We start from the raw sequence: 23,621 nt of genomic DNA on the forward strand, positions 1-23,621 counted from the left end.
CGGTACGTACGGTGGTGTGAGAGGTCGGCGGGCCGAAGCCCGCCTCCTACTCGATTTGGTGCGTCTGACTGTATTCCCGAAGGTCCTAAGGGTTGTGGCTTTCACATTGCTGCGCTTGTGAAAGCGGGGTGTGCGCAGCGAACTGAAACGCAGGGAAACGACAGGCGACTGAGCATTCAGTGATCCCTTTCCCCCTCGGGTGGAAGGGTGGCCGTGAAGCGACTGGGCTTGCGGCGAAATACAGTGGGAGCGACTTCAGAGGGAGCCCCCTCCGCCTTCGGCACCTCCCCCATAGAAGCAATGCTATTAAGTTAAGAGAAAAACGAGCAAAATATGTCTTTTAGGGATGCAATATTATTGTGAACTTGCCATAAATTCTCCATTTTTGCTTTGCCTAAACAACCATTTTTACATCAGTTATTTTTACAAGTTAGATTTTTGCATGCGAAAAGAACCGAAAATTGCGGATTTTTTTCGGATTTATCCGTGATAATAGCTTGGGTATCTTAGTTGACAATATTCCTTAGAATCCGGTAGGTTTTCCCTCGAAGGCATGGACCTTCTTTTCAATTCTTCCACGGTCGTAATGCCTGTTGTGAATGATAGCTACTTTGTAGGCCTCGAGTCGCTTAGTCAAATTGAAAGAATTCGCCTGCTCTTCCGTACAGAATAAATAGTGCAGGCAGGGCAGGACTCCTGCTTTGAAATTAACCTTGTACCGGTACTTGTGGTGTGCATCAATTTCCTGAATAGGAATATGGTTTATGATGGCTGCAACACAGTTATACAACGTAAGTGCCGCATACAGTTCCATTTCCTGATAGAGCAGGAACTTGGAGTGAAATACGATGGCTCCTACTCCATATTTCAAATGGCGGAAAGCTGTTTCAACCTGCCAGCGCTTTCTGTAAATACATCCAATCTCCGAGGCAGAAAATGACCGGATATCCAGGTTGGTAAGGTAATACTGGACATCCCCACTTGGCGAAACCGAGGACACGATGCGGATTCTCAGCATCATATCTGTCTCAGGCCGGAACTTTTCACTGGATTCCTTATGATAGATTCCTTTGGCACTGCGCCTTACATGGACAGTGATTGTTATTTCTTTGTTGGTGATGCCATCCGGGAGATTAAGCCCTTTGGCTGAAAGAATGCCTGCACTCGGACCTTTTGCCCGGATGACGTATCCAAAACCCATTTGAGTAAGCAGACACAGGACCTGATAGCCTTCATAACCACGGTCACTGATGATGACCGTATCCTCGGGTTTATAGATAGGATGCTCTTGGGACAGTATTTGGGCCAGCTCCAGAAGTTCGCGCTGCTCATTGCATGACAGCTTTGGTTTAGTCGTAATTGCCAGATAGAGATGGTTTAGAACGTCATAAAAAGCATTTACATGATCCATATGGTACTGTGGCCTCCCAAATGGACTGCAGTCATCTGGAACAGGTAACACTGGAGTAGGCATGGGCGAATCTGAGCCATCGCAGGCGATAAGGAATTTGCCATGGTATCTCTTAAGCTCAAGTAACCGGTGCAGGTCCTTGAGGACATTCCTGAAAATGGTGGTAAAAACTTCCGTCGTGAGTTTCTGCCGCTGCTGAATGAACGCAGAAGGAGTTGAGTCACCAAATTCATCCATCTCAATGAAATTCTTGAAAAGGATATCTGGCAAGGTGCCGGTCTGCATCTTATACATAACTAAAAGAATACGTGCAATAGGCCATTTCCGTACCCGGGTAAAAAATCTGGGGTTAATCCCATACAACTTGGGATTGTCAATAACATGTTGAACGTGGCTCCTAAAAATTTTTCTGACTTGCTTTTCAAAATTGATCATAACAAATCCTCCTTGTTAACAATTGGGGTGGTTCCCTTACTAACAGGCGGAGCCTCAAATTTTTGAGGATTTGTCAAGCCTTTTTTTGATGTTTTTATATTTTTTTGTAAACCTAAGCTTTTTTTAGACACAAAAAAAGCACACGTCGTTATAACGTATGCTTGTGTAAAACGCTTAACTGAATAGCATTGCCCATAGATGGGGGAGGTTAAACCGGTAAGGGGCTGTGAAAAAATGAGAAATCATTTTTATTCACAGCCTCCTTTTTTGTATTCCAGTTAAATATCCATTTATTTTGCTGAAATTGAGTATACTTCCCCCTTTCCCCAGTCATCCCAATTATTTTATTTTATGCTGCTCTTCGCATTCTCATGCGTTTATGGTAATGTTTATTCAGATTTTGGCCTATCGCCATGAGGTAAATCTCTACTTTTACAGGATTCGTACCTCTTCTGACGATTCTCTTGTATCCGTGGTCGTTTTTTATGATTCCAAAAGTACCTTCCGACTGGATGGAACGGTTCATTCTGAGCAGGGCTCCCTGAATACTTTCCAGGTTGGCGATGACTTCTTTATGCATGGAAGTCAGTTCCTGATTAATCTGAACTGTCCGGTTTCTTGGTGTCCTTTTACATTTCTCGGCATAGGGGCATCCGCTACAGTCTTCACACTGGTAAATCTCTTCCTGGCGCCCGTAGTGGTTACCTGGAATCGACTTTCTGTATTGGAGCCTGAATGCCCTGCCGAAGGGGCAGCGCATGATTCCGTTGGCATCAATTGTAAAATTCTCCGCCCGGAATGGGTTATCCCTGTACTTGGCATCGCTTGTCTGTTTCTTAAACATGGGGAATTTCATGAATTTTTTCATGCCATGCTGTTCGCAGTAGATATAGTTGTTAAATGAGCCATATCCCGCATCTGCTACCGGGTATTTCGGATAAAAATGATAGGTCTTATGGAACTTTTCTATCAGGGGAATGAAGCAGTCCATATCTGACCGGCACTGGCTGACATCCAAAACGGCAATATATTCGTCGGCGATGCCAAACTGCACGTTGTATGCAGGAAGAAGCTGGTCATTACCTACATAATCCTTCTTTACCCGCATAAATGTAGCTGAAGGATCAGTTTTCGAGTAGCTGTTTCGATTAGGGCCGCAGATCCTTATCTTTTCTCCATATTCCCTGAGTTTATCCGTATATTGCTTTAGCTTTTCACACATACGCTGGTGTGGAGTCTTGCGATGTCCCGGACCATGGACAAATTCCTTTTCATCCAGATTCCAGAAGCGTTCAAGAGCTTCCAGCTTTTCCTCCAGATAATCCGGAACGTATTCGGTGCTCGTTTCTATTGTTGCTCCTTCTGTTGCCAGCTCGCAGTTAATTTCATTCAGCAGTGACGTAATCTTCTCATACAGGTGATACCGGGATTTTATAGTTGTTTTTTTCCACACCCAGCTGTATTTATTGGCGTTGGCCTCCATTTTGGTGCCATCAATATAAAGATGGTTGAGATCGACGTGGTCTTCCTTGAAGATTTCTGCATTAACCGCATTGAAAATGTCCTCAATACAATTGGCTAGAACTTTGTTGATAAAGTTTGCAAAAGTGCGGTAACTGGGAGCCTGACCGTCTGAGAGGTAAATAAATCGCAGATCTGTACGGCAGGCCTTCTCCAGGCTGCGTAAAGAACAATACCCCAGCATAAATCCGAAAAGCACGAGTTTAAGTAAAATGACCGGATTGTATCCGATGCGGCCTGCAGAGCAGTGGGACTGTACCGGAAGATATTTTCTTAATCCTATAGCCTCCATTAAATGGTCAAATTCAAAAACAGGGTCATCAATTGGCAGATAAGATGCAATAGACAGTGGCAAAAAGCCCTGCCGTGGGGTACAATGATAACTGGTATTTTTGCATTTCATCATAACACTATAATACCACTGAAAAAGGTGTCCGGCTCGCTTGAGTCAGACACCTTTTTTGGCGACTGTTTTAATTCAATTATTTCACAGCCCCGGGACCACGAAGTGGTGGAAGGGTGGCCGCCGCAGGCGGCAGCCTCGGCCCTGACGAAGTCACAGCCCTGCCGCAGGCAGAGCCTCGGCCAAAGGCCGCAGCCCGGTGAAGCCCCTTTTACCATTCCACATCATCCATATCGATATCATCGTCTTCCAGCAGCTTCTTCCAGGAATACCGGGAGAGTTCAGATCGGTCTACTTTTTCTCCATTTCTGGATACGAAGATATAGACCTGCTTCAGGTCATCCAAGGTCATGGGGGCGATGGTATCCGTTTCCTTATCGTAGGACCCGGTAATAGCGAAGAATTCATCCAGAAACATGGCTCTTCCATCTTCATCGTCCACGCAGATTGTGCCGACATCCTCATCATAGGCGTTGAAAGACTCTGCTGTATACCAGACGGTATAAGAGCTCCCGCAGATATCCAAAGGGACATGGTTGACGCTATCATCTTCCTCAAAGACGAATTTTTTGAGACCATTGACCGGGTGGTGGGGATCTATGTGGTGTACGAAATTCTGGGGATCATAGATTTCCATCTCATCCAAAAGACAGAAAACAAGAACATCCGGGCTATCCGGCCGGAAACCATCCAGGCAGTGGGAAAGAATATCCACCTGCTTTTTGAGGAGACAGGCCTTTTCCTCTTCATAGATTTTTTTGGCTTCCTGGGAAACGGTTTTATCCTTCAGGGCGGCATTGATCTCTTTCAGCCGGGGATCGTCGTATTTCTTCACGTCTTCCATGGAAAATACGTCGTGGCTGTTCAAAAATCCATCGGCCTCCTTTTGGATGGTCCTGTAAATCTTTCGAAGTTCCCGAGCCTTCTTGTACAGCTCTGTAATGTCTGCTCTTTTCATGGCAAGCTCCTTTCATCACTATGGGGGATTCTTTCTGTCCTTATTATAGTGGATATGGCAAGGGAAAACAGGAGAAAAAATTGGCCTGCGGTCAAGGAATATAGTGGATTGGCGTTCAGCCGGATTGAATGAAAGGTTCGTAAAGATTGTGGCTTTCACATTGCTGTGCTCGTGAAAGCGGGGGGTGCGCAGCGAACTGAAGCGCAAGGAGCCGACAGGCGACTGAGCATTCAGTGATCCCTTTCCCCTCGGGTGGGTTGGCAGCACTGGCGCCTGCCAACCGGGCCCTGGCGCTGCGCTTAAGAGGAAAGGAATGATATATAACGCGGCCCAAGGCCTCTTATGCACCTCATGCCCCCGGTGCGAAGCACCTGCAGCCCGGTGAACGAGCGAAGCGCAGTTTACCCACCACCCTTAGCCCCATCCATTCGGGCGACCGCCTGTCAGCCACCATTTTATTTTCCATTTCCCCTTGCATTAGCCCTCCATAGTCGGTATAATAGCAAAGGTACGAACTGTATCTCAGTCCGGCGCAACTCCGGCGCAGACCTTGATACAGCAATTTATTTATTTTAGGAGGCTATTATGTTAACAGCTGAAGCAAAGAAAGAAATCATTGAAAAGTATGCCGTTCATGAAGGCGACACCGGATCTCCGGAAGTACAGATTGCTATTCTCTCTAAGAGAATCGCTCTCCTCACCGAACATCTGAAGTTCCACAAGAAGGATCATCATTCCCGCCGGGGCCTGCTGAAGATGGTCGGCCAGCGCAGAAACATGCTGGACTATCTCCGTCGCAAGGACATTGAACGTTACAGAGCACTGGGCGAAAAGCTCGGCCTGCGCCTGAAATAAGATTTCAAAGAAAGAGACTACCGAAAGGTAGTCTTTTTTAGTGAAAAGAGGACCGAAAGATATTCACAGACAGTGGCTGTATGGCAACAGACAGGCTGCCAGGAGAGGGAAGGGGGATGAAGTATACAGCTTTCTTCCTCTGGAAGACGACTATCCTGCAGCACTGTGGCGTAAGGCTGTTATTGGAGTATAGACTGCACACCATGCGGGCACCTGAATGCCCGACGGTGGTGCCGCAGGCAGTGGATAACAGCAGGCCTTTTGTAGGAAAGATAAACCCCCATGAAGTCTGGGATAGCTCATTTTTCAGAGTAAATTTGTCAACTCATGAATTCAATAAAAAGATCCCCATCCTTTGTAAAAAAGGCGGGGATTTTTTTATTGAGCCCGATTTCATCACGATCGGCAGCACGAATAGCCTGAAAGAGCTAGGTCCGACGGATAGAAGACAGATGCGCCAATCTTCCACCGCTCCATCATGATGATGGCCTCTTTCAGGCATATCGCTTGTAAATCCTCAGAATGAACCGAGGCGTTTAATCAGGTAATGCAGGTCTCACTCATAACGCATCGAACGGACCGAAGCCCGGAGCTCTTATGGTTTCATCCATGCGAGATGGCTTGCAGCCGGACAAGGAACCGGGTATTTTTTCGTGGCCACTCCCCGGACCTTGTCCAAGCTCTCATCTATGTTTATTATATAAAATAAAATCGAAAATAGGAATAGGATAAAATAGAACTTACGTTGCTAATTTTGCAATTTAAACAGAAATAATGTATCAAAGTAATAACCTGAAATCAATTCTTTCTACAATTATATATTCTAATCAAAATATAATGATATACTTGCGGGATAAAGAACAATAAAAATTCCAGATATGAAAAAACGCGGCATATCAAAGGATACAGGCAGACTGTACTTTCTTCGGCTGGCAGTACTTATTAACATGTAGAATGGACAATAACATTTGGAGATATGGATCTGGATTATAATTTCTGCTCTGTTTTTACTATCTTGCAAATTTAGAAAGAATGGTATATATTCTGTTTAAGAAATAACTTAGAGAGAGGTTAATTCGATACATAACCGGCTGAGGGTGGTTCATAATGAATCGGGGGATTACATGATGAACGGAAGACCATGGTTTGTTTCAGGTGTGGCAGCGCTTGTATGCTGGCTGCTTATGGGCTCTGCCCAGGCGGCAGGGCTCGAGGGCGCTATCAGCCGGCAGGAAGATATTATTACACAGAAAAGTCAGGACATTGCTTCCAGACGCAGGGAAGAAGAAAATCAATACCGTTTGCGTGACACTATGACGCGGACGGATTCTTCCTCTGCATCTCTGGAAGCTTTTTCTTTGCCCGAAGAGGATGGAGGATTCCTGTTAAAGCACCTGTATTTGAAGCCCTCTTCTTTTTCGCACCGGTTCAGATGGGTGGATACATTCCTTTCCGGGTTTGAAGGAAGACGCATAGGTCGAAAGGGCATCCAGGCTCTTGAAACGGCCATCAATAAGGAAATCATGGACAGGGGTTATGTGACCAGCCGGGTTTACATCGAACCCCAGGATTTGTCCAAAGGGACCTTTTATTTCACACTCCTTCCCGGCATTGTTTCAGATATCCGCTTTTCCCCGGATACCTGGGGAACCTGGCGGAATGCGGCGGCTGTCCATAAAGGCTCTCTCTTGAACATCCGAGGCCTAGAGCAGACGCTGGATAATTTCAATCATGTACCGGGACAAAAGGCCCATATCCGCATTGAGCCGGGAGAGAAGGAAGGGGACAGCGTACTTCTTATTGAGCTTCAGCGGGAAAGACCGGTATCCCTTTTCATGACCATGGACAACAGCGGCATGAAAGAGACGGGAAAACTGCAGCAGACCTATGGCCTTCGGATTTCCAATCCCCTGTCACTGAATGACCTTTTCTACTTCAGCTGGAACGGAGATGCAGAGCCCGGCAGTGACAGGAAAGGAACCCATGGGGTGAATCTTTTCTATGACATTCCTTTGGGAAAAGACAGAATGACCCTGTCCTATGAACATGACGATTATCGGCAGACCGTGGACTACAGCGTGGTTCCATTCATTTCCAGCGGGAAGCTGGAAAGAACCCGTCTGACCTGGTCCCACCTTCTGCAGAGAAAGGCATACAGTAAAACAGACCTTCTGGCAGGCATTCTCCACAAGACAAGGCACAGCTATATCGACGGTACAGAAATCGGAGTACAGCGGCAGAAGACTACGGCGTTGGAACTGGGGATTCGCCATAAGAGATATATCAAAGAAAGTCTGGTGGAAGGGGAACTTACCTACAGGCGCGGCGTACCGTGGATGGCAGATCCCGGCCCTACGGACGGCATGGCCGGAGAGGCCACGACCCGCTACAACATGTACCTGGGGTCCCTGCATATCACGACGCCGGTTCCGGTGACAGAAAATTACCGCCTGCGCTATACCATGGACCTCTATTTCCAGAAAGCCAACCAGCCGGTGTATGGCAGCGAATTTCTTTCTATCGGAGGAAGATATAGCGTTCGGGGATTTGACGGTGAAAATACCCTGGCGGCGGAAAGCGGCGTGGTCATGAGAAATGAGCTGGCCTTTCCCCTGGGAAAGAGCGGGCAGGAAATCTACGGTGCCTGGGACTATGGAAGGGTTTACGGTCCCTCTACGGAATACCTCCTGGGGAAAGAGCTGACCGGCTGCGCTTTAGGTTTTAGGGGGGAAAAAGGGCCCTTCCGGTATGACGGGTTTATCGGATGGCCTATAGAAAAGCCGGGAGGCTTTCAAACGGCAAAGAGGACCTGCTGTTTCCTTATTTCAGCGGAAATTTGAAATGATAGAAATTAAAAAGTAAAACCATCTGGTCTGCAGCCGAAAAAGGATGGGGGAGAGTAGCGATGATGAGAAATAAAAACATTACCTATAGAAGAATCAAGACAGGAAAACGATGGATATCCCTGTCCCTGGCCATCTCTTTTTACCTCTCCGGCATAGTGACCTCCTTTGCTGCGGCCATCACTCCCCGGGGCGGCGTTGCCCTCTCCACCGCCTCCAACGGCGCCGCCGTTGTGGAAATCGAGGGCCCCAATGACAAAGGCCTTTCCCGCAACCGCTTTGACACATTCAATGTGGATGAAAAAGGAATCGTATTCAATAACAATGCCCGGCAGGAAGCGGCTGTGACAAAGCTGGCCGGTGCCATTTCTTCCAACCGGAACTTTTCAGGAAATGCTGCTCGGACCATCCTGGTAGAGACCCTGGGTAAAGACAGTACCCGCCTTCAGGGCATGATGGAAATTGCAGGCAGCAGGGCGGACCTTATCATTGCCAACCCCAATGGCATTACAGGAAACGGCTTCGGTTTCATTAACGTGGGAAGAGCCACCCTGGCCGCAGGCAGGCCGGTCGTAGAAAATGGTACACTCTCCGGCTTTGACTTGACCGGAACCATTTTCGTGGAGGGCAAAGGAAATACACCGGTTTATGACGACAAAGGCGGGATTCTTTACGGCAGGGCGGATAAACTGGATATCTACAGCAGGGCGGCAGCCATTAACAGCGCCCTCTTTGCTAAAGATGACATCCATGTGACTGTCGGCCAGGGCAGGGTGCATTATGACACAGGCACCATGGAGGCCGTCAAAGAGAATGATGAAAAAGGACTCTCTCTGGACATAGGCGCCCTGGGCGGCATGTATGCCGGAAGCATCTACCTGGTAGGCACCGCTGCCGGTATGGGCGTCAATGTGGGCGGCACCATTCATGCCTCCAAAGACCTGGTACTTACCAGCGAAGGGAAAATCGAACTGAAATCCCATGACATAGCAGGCGAGGACGGGGACACAGACACCACGTCCATTACTTCTGACGGCACCATTTCCATCACCTCTGCCAAAGGAAGCATTGACAGCAGTATGGACATGATGGCCCGGAAAGACATCCATCTCTCCGCTGCCGGTGCCATTACCAATACAGGCCGTATCAGCGCCGGAGAAAGCTACGAAGAAACAGAGGGGAGCGGTCAGTTTAAGACCGACAGCGCCTCCCTTGCCATAAAGGGAGGCTCCCTGGAAAACAGGGGCACCCTGTCCGCATCAGACAACATTTCCCTTGCGGTTCGTGACAATGCCGAACTGGGCGGCGGTCTGGAAGCAGGAAACAGCATGACCGGAGAAGCGGGCGGCAGCATCCACCTGTCCGGTGCCCTCTCCGCAGATAAAGGCACCATCAGCCTTACAGGAGAAAGGATTACCGGAAGCAGGGACAACCTGAAGGCAAAAGACGAGAAAAGCCTGGTTCTTGTGGAAAGAAATCCGGTGAGACCGGAAGGGAAGCCGGATCCGGAAACGCCTAGAAAAGCAGAAGACCTGAAAACTCCATCCCTGCCTTCCATGCCGGATACAGCAGATACGGTGAAAGCAGATAAAGCGGAAGACCATGACCTGCCGCTCACCGCTGATGAGACAGCTCCAGGGAAATATAAACCTATCATTGACCATGCCGCCAATGGCGTGGACCTGGTACAGATTGCAGAAGCTGATGGAAATGGTGTTTCCCGCAACCTCTACCATGACTTTAACGTGAAACAGAGGGGCCTCATCCTGAACAACGCCTCCCACTATACCAAAACAGACCTGGGCGGCTATATTGACAGGAACATGAAAATCTACGGAAAAGGAGCCCGCCTGATCCTGAATGAAGTCACCGGTCATACAGAAAGCCGCCTTATGGGATATATAGAAGTAGCAGGCAGTCCCGCTTCCCTGGTGATTGCCAACCCCAACGGAATCTCCGTCAATGGCACCGGATTCCTTCATGTAGAAGATGTGACCCTTGCGGCAGCTCCCATTTCCTCTATGGAAAATGGATATATCCGCTTCGGCCATGGCATGGGAGATATCCGCCTTATGGGAGACGGACTGAACGGCAGGGAAGCAGAGAACCTTTCCCTCTATGGCCGCTCTATCCAAAATGACAGAAGCGAGCTTTATGGAAAGAACATCAAACTGACCGCGGAAGATACCATCACCAATACAGGAAAGACAGGTGCAGAAGAAGATGTCACCCTGTCAGCCAAAAATTTGGAAAATAAAGAAAAAGGCATACTGGAAGCTAAAGGGAATATGCATATTTCCCTGGCAGAAAGCCTCATCCAGCACCAGTCCGCCCTGAAAGCAGGAAAGAACCTTTCCCTCACGGCCTCTTTCCTTTCACAGGACGAAAATGCCCTCCTTTCATCTGCCGGAGACATGGATATTCAGGCTATCACACTGGATAACCGTCATGGGTCTATGACAGCCGGTGGAAATTTCACGTTGGATACCGAAACCCTCAAGAACAGTGACAGCGGGCTTCTCCATGGGGAACAGAAGGTGGATATCCGGGCGGTATCCTTCAGCAATGACGGTGCCAGCCTCTATGGAAATAAAGATGTGACTATCAAAGCAGATACGCTGGAAAATAAAAACAGCAGCCTTCTCCATGCAGGCAGGAACAGCTCTATTACTGCAGGGAATTTCACAAACAGTCACAGCAGCATGGACGTACAGGGAGACCTTAAGGCCCGGGCGGATGCATTCACCAATGAAGACAGCGCCTATCTGGGTGTGGGCGGAGACATGACTCTTACAGGCCGTGATTTTATCAACCAAAGCCTGGGCGGCGTCTATGTTACCGGAAACCTCAGCCTCTCCGAAGAAGGAAATATGACCAATGAGGACGGCCTTCTGGCTGCAGGGAAAGGCCTGGCCATAGAAGCGGAAAACCTGTACAACCGGAACGGCAGCGGCTATAAAGAAGGCTCCCTGCTTTCCTCCGGAGACAGCATGCACCTTACTGCACGCCACATCCTCCATAACCGCTCCAGTACCATAGAAAGCGGGAAAGACATGACCGTGGAAGCGGAGGACCTTATCAACGATAAAGAAACAATGAAAACAGGCTGGCAAGTGACCTATGAGGATATAGCCTACCGCATTCCCCACCTCCAGGAAAAGAACTACTATGATGCCCGCCGGGAATTCAAACGCACCATCCACACCGGTGTTATTGAAGAAGAAACCAATGACAGCCGCATGATGGCAGAAGGCAGTCTTACTATCCAGGCAGGAAATGAAATCCATAACGACTACAGCACCATGGCGGCCGCAGGAAATCTTTCTGTGACTGCAGGCAGAGATATAGAGAACACCGGCTATCAGGGTACCATCCACTATGACGACCTGGGCCATGACAACCATTACTGGAAATATAAGAAACATACAAGGATGCACCTTCACTGCCATATGGTCTATGGAAAGACCGTCCTTCCCTATGAAAACCACGAAGTCCATGACGAAACCGGTGATGATACAAAGCGGCTCTCCGTCATGAGCGGGAACGGAAAGACCACCATCCAAAGCCTCCATGGCAGTGTGCAGAACCGCACCCTGGAAGCGGATGGGAAGGTATACGAAAACAGGGACAAGAAAGCGGACTTCAAGAAAGAAAACCCACTGGATGGGAAAAGTGCGTCTGAAAACAATCCCGCCTATAACAATGAAGCCCTTTCCTTCCTGGAAAAAGAAAGCCGCCTCTATACCCTTACCCGGGACCCCAGCGCCCGGTATCTTTACGAAACAGATCCCCGCTATGCAGACTACAGGAATTTCCTCTCCAGTGACTACCTGCTGGAACGGGTCAAAGCAGATCCCGAAAAGGTATCCAAAAAGCTGGGTAACGGATGGATAGAACAGCGGCTGGTACAGGAACAGCTCCTTGCCCTTACGGGAAATCCCTACCTCTCCGGCACCGGAAGCAGCATGGAAACCTTCAAAAAATTAATGGATAACGGCGTAACCCAGGCGGAGACACTCCATCTTTCTATAGGTGTGGAACTTTCCAAAGAACAGACCGCCGCTCTGACCAGTGACATCCTCTGGCTGGTGAAGGAAAAGGTGAATGGGGAAGATGTACTGGTCCCGAAAATCTACCTGGCCCGCCTCTCGGAAAAGGACATAACCCCCAAAGGCGCCGTCATCACCGGAAGCGATGTGGAAATCTACTCCGGAAAGACCCTGAAAAACCTGGGCACCCTGCATGGCGGACATACCCTTTCCCTTGCAGCACATACCATTGAAAACAGAGAAGGCACCATCACAGGAAACCGGATTCATATGGACGCAGACGGAGATATCCTGAACCGGAGCGGCACCATTTCCGCCAGAGACAGCCTCTCCCTGGAAGCGGGAAACATAACCAATGAAACGGCAAAGAGAGAAGACAGAAGCCGTGGACTCTACCAGTCTTCCCTGGGAAATACAGCCCGCATGGAAGCAGGAAAGGATATGACCCTTTCTGCCAAAGACTCCATCCAAAACAGGAGCGGCAGCCTTACGGCAGGAGAAACCCTTGCCATGGAGGCGGGGAAAGATATTTCCATGGAAGCCCTGTCCCGGGAAAAGCACGTGGCCGTCACCTTCAGCGATTCAGCGGCAGCCATCCATGAAAGAAAGTATACCGAAGCGGAAGTTTCTGCTAAAAATCTCTCCCTCATCGCAGGAAATACCATCACCCTTTCCGGCGCATCCATTAAATCGGATGACAAAGCAGACATGACAGCAGGGAAAGACATCCGCCTCACCGCAGAAAAGGACCTTTATGCAGAAGATGCTTCCGTAGGAAAAAGAAAAGGCTCCTACTACCAGCGTCTCAAAACAGAAGATGAAGCAGTGAAAGGCACCCTGATTTCCTCTGCAGGAGAAGTGCGCCTTAAAGCAGGAAAGGACATTTCCCTGAAAGGCAGCGGCATTACTTCCGAAAAGGGAAAAATCTCCTTGACTGCCGGTGAAGATATCTCTATGATGGATGAAAAGGAACATCACGAAACCATCCACGAATACCACTCCCACGTATCCGGACTTCTCTCTTCCAAGACCAAAGACCTCTATGAAGCAGGGACGACGGACACCGTGAGCGGAAGCCTTATCTCCGGGAATGAAACCCGTATGGAAAGCGGAAGAGATATGACCATCACAGGAAGCGCCGTCATCAGCAGTAAGGATACCACCCTCCTGGCCGGAAGAAACTTCAAGGCCGACAGCGCTGAAGAAAGAAGCGGCAGCACCTACCGGGAATCCGTCAAAAAGAGGGGCCTCCTCTCCGGAGGCGGCCTGGGCTTTATTATGGGCAGCGAAAAGAGAAAGGACCGCTACGACAGTGAAGCTGTAGAACAGGTAGGAAGCACCATAGGCAGCGTGGAAGGAAGCGTTCGTATCAGCGCAGGGAAAGATGCAGATATAGAAGCCTCCCACGTTTCAGCCGGTAAGGACCTGGCGGTTAGCGGAAAGAACGTGACCATCACCAGTAAGGATAATGTGTACACCAATAAAGAAGAACATGAGTACAAGAGAAGAGGGCTCAGTGTATCCCTGGGAGGCAGCACGTTAAATGCACTTTCTGATGTAGCTGCACCGGTAGAAAGGGCGGCGGATGTACAGGACTCAAGACTGAGAGTACTGTATGGATATGATACATATAAGAATTTAGATAAGCGAAAAGAAACTTTGCAAGACTTGGCAAAAGGAAAAGTTCATGCCTCTTTAGACATTGGCTTTATAAATTCTTCGTATGCCTATCATTCTGTGAGTCAAATGACGGAAGGCGCAATCAGCCGGATTCAGGCAGGAGAAACTGCAGTACTCATTGCAGAGAATGACATTCATGTACATGGATCAGATATGTCTTCGAACAAGGCGGTATTGCTGGCAGGAAAAGACATAATGCTTAGCGCATCAGCGAACAGGATGTCAACAAAATCCAATGAAAAATCCAGCGGCTTTGGAATTACTGCATCTATTGGCCCGTCTGGGTTAGCGGGAGTCAATGGCTATATTTCTCATGGCAGCGGACAGGAAAAGGAGCAGTCTATTTCTTATGATGCTTCGAATATTCATGCTGATCATATAGTTTATCTATCCGGTGGCAATGATATTGTCCTGAAAGGAAGTCAGGTGCGGGGAAAACGTATTGTGGCAGATGCGGGGCATGATTTGACAATAGAAAGTCTGCAAAACAAGCATACCTATGATTCGGAAAATAAGGGATGGTATATCAGCGGCGGAAGAAGTGTGAAATATGAGCCGGAAGGAAATCAGACAGTCAAAAAATGGGGTGCTTCTTCGGTTGGAGCTGGACACTCTTCGGGGGCCGTTCGCTCCGACTATGCAGGCGTAGTGGATCAGGCAGGACTTTATGCAGGAACAGATGGGATTGCTGTGTCCACTAAGAATAAGACTTCATTGAAAGGCGGTGTTATAGATAGTCATGGGACTCCGGATAAAACCAGACTGAGCACCGGAATTTTGGAATGGGAAGATATAGAGAACCATGCCTCTTATACTTCAAAAGGAGTGGGGGCTTCCTATAACTACTACAGTCATTTTCAAGAGATGAGCCAAAAAGAAAAAGACGAAGTGAATAGTAAAAGAGGACTTACACCTCAGATTCCTACCGGAAGCAAGGGTAAGTCTTCTTCAGTAACCCGTTCGGCAGTCAGTCAGGGAAATATAGTGATTAACAAGTCTGATCGGCAACGGCAGAATCTGGAAAAGCTGGAAAGAAATCCTCAAAATACCCTGAACGGACTGGGGAAAATTTTTGATAAAAAGAAAGTAGAAGCGAAGCAGGAGCTGGCAGGCCTCTTTGGAAAGCTGGCTTATAATGAAATCCATAACATGAAAGATGGTCCGGAAAAAACAGCAATGCATGCCCTGGTCGGCGGTATTATGAGTCAGCTTACAAATGGTGACTTCATGGCAGGAACGGCGGCTGCTGCAGTGAATAAGATGCTTATACAGGAAATTAAGAAAGCATCCCACGGTGATCCGGCAAAAATGCAGTGGATGAGTGCAGCTATTGGAGGGCTCGTTACACAGATGCTAGCCGGAAATGGACAAATCGGAGCAGGTGTAGCCAGTAGTGCAACTAAGAATAATTATTCATGGAAGTATATTATTGAAGCTATCAATGGTACTTTCAATCCTGATGAGGTGGTTCAGTCAACAACGCCCAGCTCTGACGATGATGGATCAGAGACCGCTAACAGCGGTATAGATCAAGAACAGGGGACTGTTAATGTACCAGATGATGATGGCACAGCTGCTAATCATGCTTCCTACCCCGCAGAAAGATTATCTAATATAACAAACTTGGATGTAACAGGAATGGGACTGGCTGATACAGCAGGGGCTGAAGATAGAGCAAATGATGGTGATGCAGGAAGTTATACTCAAGGCAGCTATGCTCAAAGTAATAATGAAGATGGAAATACAGCTGATTCCAGTACTGATAATTCCGATTCCGGTTCAGCAACAGGGAGTACTGAGACGCATCATAAAAGTGCAAGTTACCAAGATGCACTGCAGCGGGTCAGCGATGCCTCAAAAGATGAAGCCAGAGATGAAGTCGGAAATACATTTGCAACATATGCCATGCTTAATGAAATGAAAAAGAAGTTCCCGGAATTCCCGGAAGACTATTTAAAAAACAAGGTGGAAAATGCGGTTAAGCTGGGTGGCTATACGACAGCAGCTATTAACTATGGATACAATGTCTATGAGAATCATCAGGAATTTAAGAGTTTTCATAATGCACTGCAGGCAGATGCCTGGGATACGTTGCCTATTACAACTGGAGCAATGATAGGACTCATGGATTCTACACAAACTTTTCCTACTAATCCAATGACTAAAGTTACGTTGGCTACGTTGGCATCTATTTTGGTAACTATTACTGTAGATAAGAGTAAAGAAGATTTAAAAGTAGAGGATAAAATTAAAGATGAAAATGATTTGCATGAAGGAGATTAACAAATGATTGGTTATTTAATTTATGACTGTGGAATGTTGATTGTGTGCTTTAACTTAGTTCAAAAAATTATATTCAATAAAAGGCTAACCGCCGATGAGAAATTTTTGATAAGGCATGATAGATGCAAATTCTTTAGTGTGGCAGTGTTTATAATGGTAATTGGACTTATTTGGAGTATATATTGCGATTTGGGGTTTGGAGAATATAATCTGATTGCGCATTGGGTACCCCTGTTGGGATTTTATCTTTTAGCACTTAGAGGCCTTTTTATTAGACGTGCTTATGGACCTAAAGATTGGAAATATGTAGAAAAAACAAATTTAGGATTTATTGCTGCAATTCTATTTACTATTGTGATTATTGGATTATCTTTGACTCAGATTAGATTTAGTAATCTATTCAATTGACTATAAACAAGAATTGAAAGTTTACTTCTTTTGGCGCTTACAACCGGTGGCAGTCTCCGCATAGAAAGTTTGCAGGACACCGAAAGTTATAAGAACAGAAGCAATGTGAAAGGCGGGGCCCTGGCAAGCGATGTATTTAAAGACAGCGCAGGCCATAAAAAGCTGGATAAGCCCTACCTCTCTGCAGAAACAGCCAGAGGCTATACGGATTCTGACTATGCATCCGTCAAAGAACAGGCTGGAATCTATGCAGGCCAGGAAGGTTATGATATTTCCGTCAAAGACAATACCCACCTCAAAGGCGCCGTCATAGACGGCAAAGGCAGTGCAGATAAGAATACCCTCCGCACCGGTACTTTAAGCTGGGAAAATATAGAGAACAAGGCTGATTACAAATCCGGCGGCAGCGGTATTTCCTATACGGCCAAACTGGGTGGCAGTGTGAATAAAGACACCCCATCTTCTAAAGAAAACAGCCGGTACGACAAAGAACCGGGTACGAATACCCATAACGAAAGCGATAAAGTTACCAGAGCCAGCGACGGGAACCGTATCCCTCTCAATGAAAGAGGCCTTTTAGGTGTACCGTCAGCAGCGACCAAAGGAAAAGCTGATTCTACCACCAGGGCAGCCATGGCACCGGGAAAAATCGTTATTACCGATACAAAGAACCAGAAACAGGATGTTACCGGACTAGATAGAAATACCAGGGACAGCCTGAATCAGTTGAAAGTCATCTTTGACAAGACAAAGGCAGAAGAGCGGAAACAGCTGGTAGAAGAAATGAGCATCGTAGGCAATGAAGCCATTCACGAACTGGCTGTAAGAAACGGCTGGGGTGAGGGTTCCATAGAAAAGACTGCCCTCCATGGCCTTCTTGGCGCCATGACTAGCAAAGCGGTTGGAAGCAGTGCCCTTGCCGGCATCCTTTCCGGTGGTATGCAGGAATATGCCATGGGATACCTGCATAACCACATGCCAAAAGGCTGGGCAGCAAACCATCCCGACGAAGCACAGATGATTGCAGCCGGATTAGGCATGATTGTGGGAAGCATATCCAACGATAAGAAGATAGGCGGATATATTGCCCAAATGGGAGCTAAGTGGAACGAAGAGTATACAATTGAGGAGTTAGCAGATATCCTTTTTAGTGATGATAAAGCGACGTTTTTTTTGCAGCAAAGAGGTATCCCAGTTACAGGTGAGAATATTAGACAAATGAAAGAGTCCTTTATTAGGTTTTTCGAAAGTTATAAATCTGCAGATGCCATTATAGCAATTGGGAGTGTTGGGGGTACAGTCAGCGGTGAAATTGATTTTATTTATGACTTAAAAGCACAATCATTGGATAATAAATATTTATCGGCAGGAATCAATAGCGGAGAAGCAATTTCCCCACTTAATTTCTCTTTTGCAGCAATTAGAATTATCCCTAACGCAGATGACTCTGAAATGAGAGAAATGTTAAAAGACAGTAGTGTAAGAAACGATATTCTTTCTGGTATTGGTGTTAGTGGGGCTATTTATGTGGGAGTGGGCGGAGGGATTATGATTCCTTCCTCATCAGAGTATGTAAATCGCATAAAAATTTATGTTGTTGGAGTAGGAACTCCACAAATCGGGTTTGGGATTGGCTTAGCGCAAAGCATGAAAGAGAAAGAAGAAAGAATGAGAAGTGAGATTAGTGATGGAACTATAATAGAGTGAGGATAAATATGAATAGTATAAGTTTACCAAAATTAATAAAAAAGATGCTTGCTTTATTTGTTGTCTTTTCTATAGTAGCAGTAGCTGGACAGTTATTTATTAACTATTTGGCAGAATCGTTACGGGAAGATTTATATTACCATATTCCAAATATAAATGTTTATGAAAGCAATATGACATTAAGAGAGTCTATGGTGATATCAACTAGGAAAGCACATACGGCTGTGGCTTCAAATGCATACCCCATGAGAGATAAAGGTGATAAGATATTGTCTTATTATGAAAGGCAACTTAGCGCACAGGGATGGGAAAAGGGAAAAGGAAAGAATGATAGGGGTTATAGTGCAAATATAAGTAATCATGTAGAATACTATTTTTTCAAAGATAATGTATCACTTAAAATTTTATTTTTATATCCTATGGAGGATTCTCCTGAAAGATTCATTTACGGTGCACCAGAAGATTATATGTATGTTATGACTTTTATTGAAGAAAAATATGTTTGAAGAAAATATAAGAAGTATATAAAAAATAGAAAAGATACTGACGTAAAAGGCGGAAAGCTGGAAGGGGACAAAGTGAAAGGGGGAGTGGGGATGTCAAGAATTTTGTGTTTTTAGATTAACCAATCGTATTTAGCGATTAGTTTGCTCATACGTTCGTCAATCAATAATTGGTTCATAACAGCCTGCCAGTTAAAGACCTTTCCTTTGCCCTTCCATTTGGTGTTCTTGAGCTCAAGGACACGAAGGTAGAGAAGCTTCAGGATGGCCTCGTCATTGGCAAAAGAGCCCTTACGGGTTACCTTTCTGAAACTGGAAGCTTGAAACATAAGCTCCCGACAACAAGCTTACTTTTGGGGTAACTTTATAAAGCCCCTGGAAAATCTAATTTTTTTCGGGGTTATTCCCTCCTAAAGCTGTTGTATAATAACTTTAGGTTCTTTATGAACCGGACGTGGTTAACGGATTGCTGCTGTCAATCAACAACAGTTATCCCCTGCGAAGCAAGGTATTCAGCGAGTTGAGTCCTCGTCATTACCCTTTTAGCCTTTTTAGGCTTCTTCGCAGTCATGTAGCCGTCAGTTTTGTAAGGCTCGTCCTTACTTAAGATGTGCCAGATGGCAGTCAGGAACATCTTACAGATTGCGATGATGGCTTTCATGTAACCACGTCTGCTTTTTATACGGTTAAAGCGACTTGTAATTTCCGGGTGGTCTTTTGAACGTACAACTGATCTGGCAATATTAACCAGCAGCGGTTTCAAATATTTCCCTGCCCGGGATATTTTTCTGCCTTTTACCTTGTGGGCACTTGAATCGTGGCTCGGACATACACCTGCCCATGAACAAAGATGTCTGGCCGAAGGAAATACACTCATGTCCGGACCAATTTCTGCCAGCACCCGCATAGCGGTAAATGGGTCCCTGTCAAATCCTGGGACCGTCCTGATCAGCTCCAGCTGATGAGTATAGGGTTTCATTCTCTCTGCAACGTCCTGCTTGAGCACTGCTTCATCTTTCACAGTTCTGTCTAACCTGCTGAAGGCCACTTTGAGTTTGGACAAAGAAGATATATCTACAGATGATGCCTTTGCTACTGCCTCTTGGATAACAGGGATTGGCGTCTTGCATCGTTTTCCAATGAATGGGGCCACATTAAATTTCTCACCAGGATGATTAAGCATATAGTCAATGATTGATCTTGATGTCTTCCCAAATACATCTGAAAAAACAACATCAAGCTTGATGCCTTCCCCGGTTAAGCAATTCAGTATGCGGTTTTTCTCTCCAGTCATTGCATTATGAATTTTCTGGCAGTACCGGATTGTTGACCTCATGATTCTGAATTCTTTTGATGGAATAAAACTTGCAACCACACGTCCACTGGCATAGGATTTTGCAATCCATTTTGCATCAGCGGGATCACTCTTTTTACCTTTTAATGGTTTGGTGTACTTGGGATGAGACACAAGGGGATGTAATCCGGCTTCTTCCGCTGCATCATATATTGGATGCCAGTATTGTCCGGTAGACTCCATACATACATCATGACAGTTTTTGGAAATGATCCAATCAGTCATTTTCTTCAGGTCTTTGGGATACGTAGTAAACTGGGCGGTATAATATTTAACCGGACTGTCACTATTGTCATAGATAAAGACGGCTGCAAATACTGATTTCTTATGGACATCGAGCCCACAGCATATGGGATGAATATATTCATTTCTGTCACCAATTTCCATGCGTTCATGCATTGCATCTTTCCTCCTTTCTACAATAAGGATAAATAAAGAAGTAAAGGTGAATGTAGCGGACATTGACTGATCATTCTGAATCAATCGAGACGATTGTACAAAGATATAAGCTTACGGGCTCTATTGCCGGGCCAAAACCCGGCGGCACCAATTTTCAATTCCAAAGAATGATCTCCATATTTAATTGAACGGGGTAGTCGCTGCCACAGCTCCACCACTCAGCTCCACGGGTTTATGTAGTATATCCGCCCATCCACCATAAGTATGTACCCAAATAGGGGATAAAACCAATAGAAAGTGATGTTAGACAACTCCCGTTTCTTTGATGAATATTACGCCGTTTGAGAGCCACCCAATACGCGGTTGAGAGCCACCTTGGTGGCCTTGGTAAAAAAAGCAAATACGCAGATGAGAGCCGTCCGCAGTCGGTGGACAGTGGACGGCTCTCCTGCATTATCTATATTTGTTAGTCAGCGGCAACTTTTACTTTTGAACCCTTCATTTCTTCTTCAGCAAGCCGTTGGCGCATGGAAACTTGCCCTTGAATCTCGAGTTTATAGGAGCCTGGGATAATCCGGTCAAGAATGGCATCTGCCACGGCTCCGCCACCAAGCTGCTGATGCCATCCGGAATAGGACAACTGGGAGCAGAAAATCGTAGATACCTTTCCAAGTCTGTATTCCAGAAGTTCCAGAAGGCTGTCGCTTCCGTTCGCTTTAACGGGAAATAGCAAGAAATCATCAAGAATAAGGAGCCGAACATTCTGAAGCTTCTTCAGATAGTCTTTCTGCTTATTCTTGGATTCTGCCAAAGAATAATCCATGAAGAAATCCGGCAGCCGAAGATACAGAACTTTGTATCCGGCACGGCAGGCATTGAGGCCCAATGCATTGGCGATGAACGTCTTTCCGCAACCGGTGGCACCGCAAAGGATTACATTACGCTGTTTGTCGATATAGGCATTGGTTTTCAGATAGTTGATGAGATTCCGATCCAGGTGACGGTCAGGAAGATACTGAATCCCGGAAAGATCAGCCTGGCTGTCGGAAAAATGGGCATTCTTGATGAGCCGCTTCAGCTTATTGTTGAGGCGTGCATCGGATTCTTTGTCGACAATGAGTGTAAGGCGCTCATCAAAAGTCATGTCAGCATATTGTTCGGGGTTCTCAATCTGATCCATATAGGCTTTGGCCATGACGGACAATTTCATTTCCTGCAATTTACGAATAGTGTCATTCTTCATGGTGATCACCTCCATAGTAAGCGGCACCTCTTACGAAAGCATGGGAATTGTCGTCAGCATTACTTTGCGGGGCCGTCTGGCATTCGGATTCTTCCGGTGTAAGTCCAATATCCAGTTTTTCATCTAAAATGCCTTTGACCAGCTTGTAGCGGGGAACCGGCATTTTCTCCAATGCAAGGCGGCAAGCCTTATCCAAACGGTCGGTTCCGTATTTTTCACTGAGCTTCAAAAGCCCAATGCATCCTTTGTAAGCCTGTTCTTCTACACGGTAGCTGCTTAAGAGTCTGTTTACCACTATTTCTGCAGATGGACCGCATTTCTTAGCCCAACGGCGGAAACGGTTTCCATCCCACTGGCTGTACAGCTGATGATTGGGAGGCATGTGCTCTGTAATCGTATCATACTGTCCCCAGCGACCGGTAAGACGTCTGTGGCTGGCAATCCGGGTCCCTTCATAGTAAATTTCTACTACTTTGCTGGTGAGCCGGACATCGACTCTTTTGTGAACATAGCGGAAAGATACGGAATAATTCTGGTGATCTACGGTTATATGGTAATTAAGCTGCACCGTGGCTTTCCGCCATTCTGCATACTCATAAGGGAAACGGGGCAGCGGCTGGAGAAAAGGAAGCTCTTCGGTAAGAAATACGGAATACCGGCTTCCATCCTTCTTTTGGAAAGGCGCTTTGTTGAATTTCTTAAGCAGCCCGTCCACAGCTGAATTAATCTCATACAGGCTGAAAAAATGATGGTTGCGTAGCTTTCCGATGATGTGAGTGGTGAGCTGACCAACACTTCCTTCAACGGCAGCTTTATCCTTTGGCGTTAACACACGGGCTGGCAGAATCGTCATGCCATAGTGATCTGCCAATTCCTGGTATGCCTTGTTGACCACAGGGTCTTCGTATTTCCTGTTAGAAACGATTCCGGTCTTAAGATTATCCGGTACAAGAAGCCGCGTGGAGCCACCGAAAAATGCCAATGCGTGGATATGTGCCTGAATCCATGATTCCTCTTTCATATCCGGAAATACTTCGGCATAGCAGTACATACTGAAAGGCAGTGTACATACAAACATATATGTCTTAGATATCGCTCCTGTAACAGGGTTGTACAAAGGAATTGTAGTACCGGCCCAATCCACCATCAGTCTCTCACCAGGTTTGTGGTGGATATGCATGGTCAGGCGGTTGGAACTCACGTAATCCCGGTACTTCTTACAGAACTGTGTATAGCGGAAATAAAGCTTTCCCGTTTCACGACAATCCATCACATACTCTTCCCAAAGCTGTTTGAGCGTAACACCGTCTTTCAAAAGTTCTTTATGCACAAAGGCATAATCCGGAGGTGTTTGGAGAGATGCAGCTACATCATCCGGGAATAACTTCTGGTGAAGCACATCGTCAGGCAGCTCCGGCAATTTGCCAGGATCCAACCCCTGTACCTGGTATGCCGTAACAACTTTGGAAACTGTATTGCGGGATACTTGGAGCGTTCTGGAAATGGAGCGCTGGCTTTCACCGTGGAGAAAGTGAACTAAAATCTCTTTTTCATTAGCCATTGAAACCA

Annotated in this window: 13 protein-coding genes and 1 pseudogene; 7 read left to right on the top strand and 7 right to left on the bottom strand. The window is 46.5% G+C overall.

Annotated features, from left to right (window positions below; genetic code table 11):
* Nucleotides 1-523: 523 nt before the first annotated feature.
* The 3 genes from ACFWUL_RS03890 to ACFWUL_RS03900 form a co-directional block, all read right to left on the bottom strand.
* The gene (locus tag ACFWUL_RS03890; RefSeq protein ID WP_416176962.1) at nucleotides 524-1,846 is read right to left on the bottom strand and encodes an IS4 family transposase; all 1,323 of its coding nucleotides are present in this window, start codon (nucleotides 1,844-1,846) and stop codon (nucleotides 524-526) included.
* Between the two features lie 349 nt (nucleotides 1,847-2,195).
* Nucleotides 2,196-3,773 (bottom strand): IS1182 family transposase, encoded by a 1,578-nt coding sequence (locus ACFWUL_RS03895; protein WP_297020808.1) that lies wholly within the window; start codon nucleotides 3,771-3,773, stop codon nucleotides 2,196-2,198.
* Nucleotides 3,774-3,981: 208 nt separating this feature from the next.
* Nucleotides 3,982-4,728, bottom strand: a complete 747-nt coding sequence (locus ACFWUL_RS03900) for a hypothetical protein (RefSeq protein WP_297020828.1) — start codon at nucleotides 4,726-4,728, stop codon at nucleotides 3,982-3,984.
* 585 nt (nucleotides 4,729-5,313) lie between these two features.
* Here ACFWUL_RS03900 and rpsO point away from each other — a divergent pair.
* The 7 genes from rpsO (at nucleotide 5,314) to ACFWUL_RS03935 (ending at nucleotide 19,059) form a co-directional block, all read left to right on the top strand.
* The gene (gene rpsO / locus ACFWUL_RS03905) at nucleotides 5,314-5,583 is read left to right on the top strand and encodes a 30S ribosomal protein S15 (RefSeq protein ID WP_416177863.1); all 270 of its coding nucleotides are present in this window, start codon (nucleotides 5,314-5,316) and stop codon (nucleotides 5,581-5,583) included.
* 116 nt (nucleotides 5,584-5,699) lie between these two features.
* Nucleotides 5,700-6,065 carry a hypothetical protein gene (locus tag ACFWUL_RS03910; protein WP_416177864.1) on the top strand — a complete coding sequence of 122 codons (366 nt, stop codon included), beginning with the start codon at nucleotides 5,700-5,702 and terminating at the stop codon, nucleotides 6,063-6,065.
* A 642-nt stretch (nucleotides 6,066-6,707) separates the two neighbouring features.
* A complete protein-coding gene (locus ACFWUL_RS03915) occupies nucleotides 6,708-8,423 on the top strand; it encodes a ShlB/FhaC/HecB family hemolysin secretion/activation protein (protein ID WP_416177865.1) in 1,716 nt (571 codons plus the stop codon).
* 65 nt (nucleotides 8,424-8,488) lie between these two features.
* The gene (locus ACFWUL_RS03920) at nucleotides 8,489-16,438 is read left to right on the top strand and encodes a hemagglutinin repeat-containing protein (RefSeq protein ID WP_416177866.1); all 7,950 of its coding nucleotides are present in this window, start codon (nucleotides 8,489-8,491) and stop codon (nucleotides 16,436-16,438) included.
* A gap of 3 nt (nucleotides 16,439-16,441) precedes the next feature.
* Nucleotides 16,442-16,846, top strand: coding sequence for a hypothetical protein (locus ACFWUL_RS03925; protein WP_416177867.1), 405 nt, complete (start codon nucleotides 16,442-16,444; stop codon nucleotides 16,844-16,846).
* Between the two features lie 30 nt (nucleotides 16,847-16,876).
* A complete protein-coding gene (locus ACFWUL_RS03930; protein WP_416177868.1) occupies nucleotides 16,877-18,553 on the top strand; it encodes a hypothetical protein in 1,677 nt (558 codons plus the stop codon).
* Between the two features lie 8 nt (nucleotides 18,554-18,561).
* Nucleotides 18,562-19,059 (top strand): hypothetical protein, encoded by a 498-nt coding sequence (locus tag ACFWUL_RS03935; protein ID WP_416177869.1) that lies wholly within the window; start codon nucleotides 18,562-18,564, stop codon nucleotides 19,057-19,059.
* A gap of 110 nt (nucleotides 19,060-19,169) precedes the next feature.
* Here the strand turns inward: ACFWUL_RS03935 and ACFWUL_RS03940 are convergent.
* The 4 genes and pseudogenes from ACFWUL_RS03940 to istA form a co-directional block, all read right to left on the bottom strand.
* Nucleotides 19,170-19,373: pseudogene (locus ACFWUL_RS03940) on the bottom strand (IS256 family transposase); the annotation flags it as partial.
* A gap of 158 nt (nucleotides 19,374-19,531) precedes the next feature.
* Nucleotides 19,532-20,872, bottom strand: a complete 1,341-nt coding sequence (locus ACFWUL_RS03945) for an IS110 family transposase (RefSeq protein ID WP_416177870.1) — start codon at nucleotides 20,870-20,872, stop codon at nucleotides 19,532-19,534.
* A gap of 403 nt (nucleotides 20,873-21,275) precedes the next feature.
* Nucleotides 21,276-22,052 (bottom strand): ATP-binding protein, encoded by a 777-nt coding sequence (locus ACFWUL_RS03950; protein WP_322350056.1) that lies wholly within the window; start codon nucleotides 22,050-22,052, stop codon nucleotides 21,276-21,278.
* On the bottom strand, nucleotides 22,042-23,613 hold the full coding sequence (istA, locus tag ACFWUL_RS03955) for an IS21 family transposase (protein ID WP_416176889.1): 1,572 nt from the start codon (nucleotides 23,611-23,613) through the stop codon (nucleotides 22,042-22,044). Before istA ends, ACFWUL_RS03950 begins: the two co-directional genes overlap by 11 nt.
* Between the last annotated feature and the right edge of the window lie 8 nt (nucleotides 23,614-23,621).

It is taken from the genome of Dialister sp. (genome assembly GCF_047832375.1).
Classification (GTDB): Bacteria; Bacillota; Negativicutes; order Veillonellales; family Dialisteraceae; genus Dialister.

Coding starts and splice junctions, on each gene's coding strand:
- ACFWUL_RS03895 (WP_297020808.1), bottom strand. CDS start 3,773: ATGATGAAATGCAAAAATACCAGTTATCATTGTACCCCACGGCAGGGC.
- ACFWUL_RS03950 (WP_322350056.1), bottom strand. CDS start 22,052: ATGAAGAATGACACTATTCGTAAATTGCAGGAAATGAAATTGTCCGTC.
- ACFWUL_RS03920 (WP_416177866.1), top strand. CDS start 8,489: ATGATGAGAAATAAAAACATTACCTATAGAAGAATCAAGACAGGAAAA.
- ACFWUL_RS03910 (WP_416177864.1), top strand. CDS start 5,700: ATGAAGTATACAGCTTTCTTCCTCTGGAAGACGACTATCCTGCAGCAC.
- ACFWUL_RS03925 (WP_416177867.1), top strand. CDS start 16,442: ATGATTGGTTATTTAATTTATGACTGTGGAATGTTGATTGTGTGCTTT.
- ACFWUL_RS03935 (WP_416177869.1), top strand. CDS start 18,562: ATGAATAGTATAAGTTTACCAAAATTAATAAAAAAGATGCTTGCTTTA.
- ACFWUL_RS03900 (WP_297020828.1), bottom strand. CDS start 4,728: ATGAAAAGAGCAGACATTACAGAGCTGTACAAGAAGGCTCGGGAACTT.
- ACFWUL_RS03945 (WP_416177870.1), bottom strand. CDS start 20,872: ATGTCCGCTACATTCACCTTTACTTCTTTATTTATCCTTATTGTAGAA.
- rpsO (WP_416177863.1), top strand. CDS start 5,314: ATGTTAACAGCTGAAGCAAAGAAAGAAATCATTGAAAAGTATGCCGTT.
- ACFWUL_RS03890 (WP_416176962.1), bottom strand. CDS start 1,846: ATGATCAATTTTGAAAAGCAAGTCAGAAAAATTTTTAGGAGCCACGTT.
- istA (WP_416176889.1), bottom strand. CDS start 23,613: ATGGCTAATGAAAAAGAGATTTTAGTTCACTTTCTCCACGGTGAAAGC.
- ACFWUL_RS03915 (WP_416177865.1), top strand. CDS start 6,708: ATGATGAACGGAAGACCATGGTTTGTTTCAGGTGTGGCAGCGCTTGTA.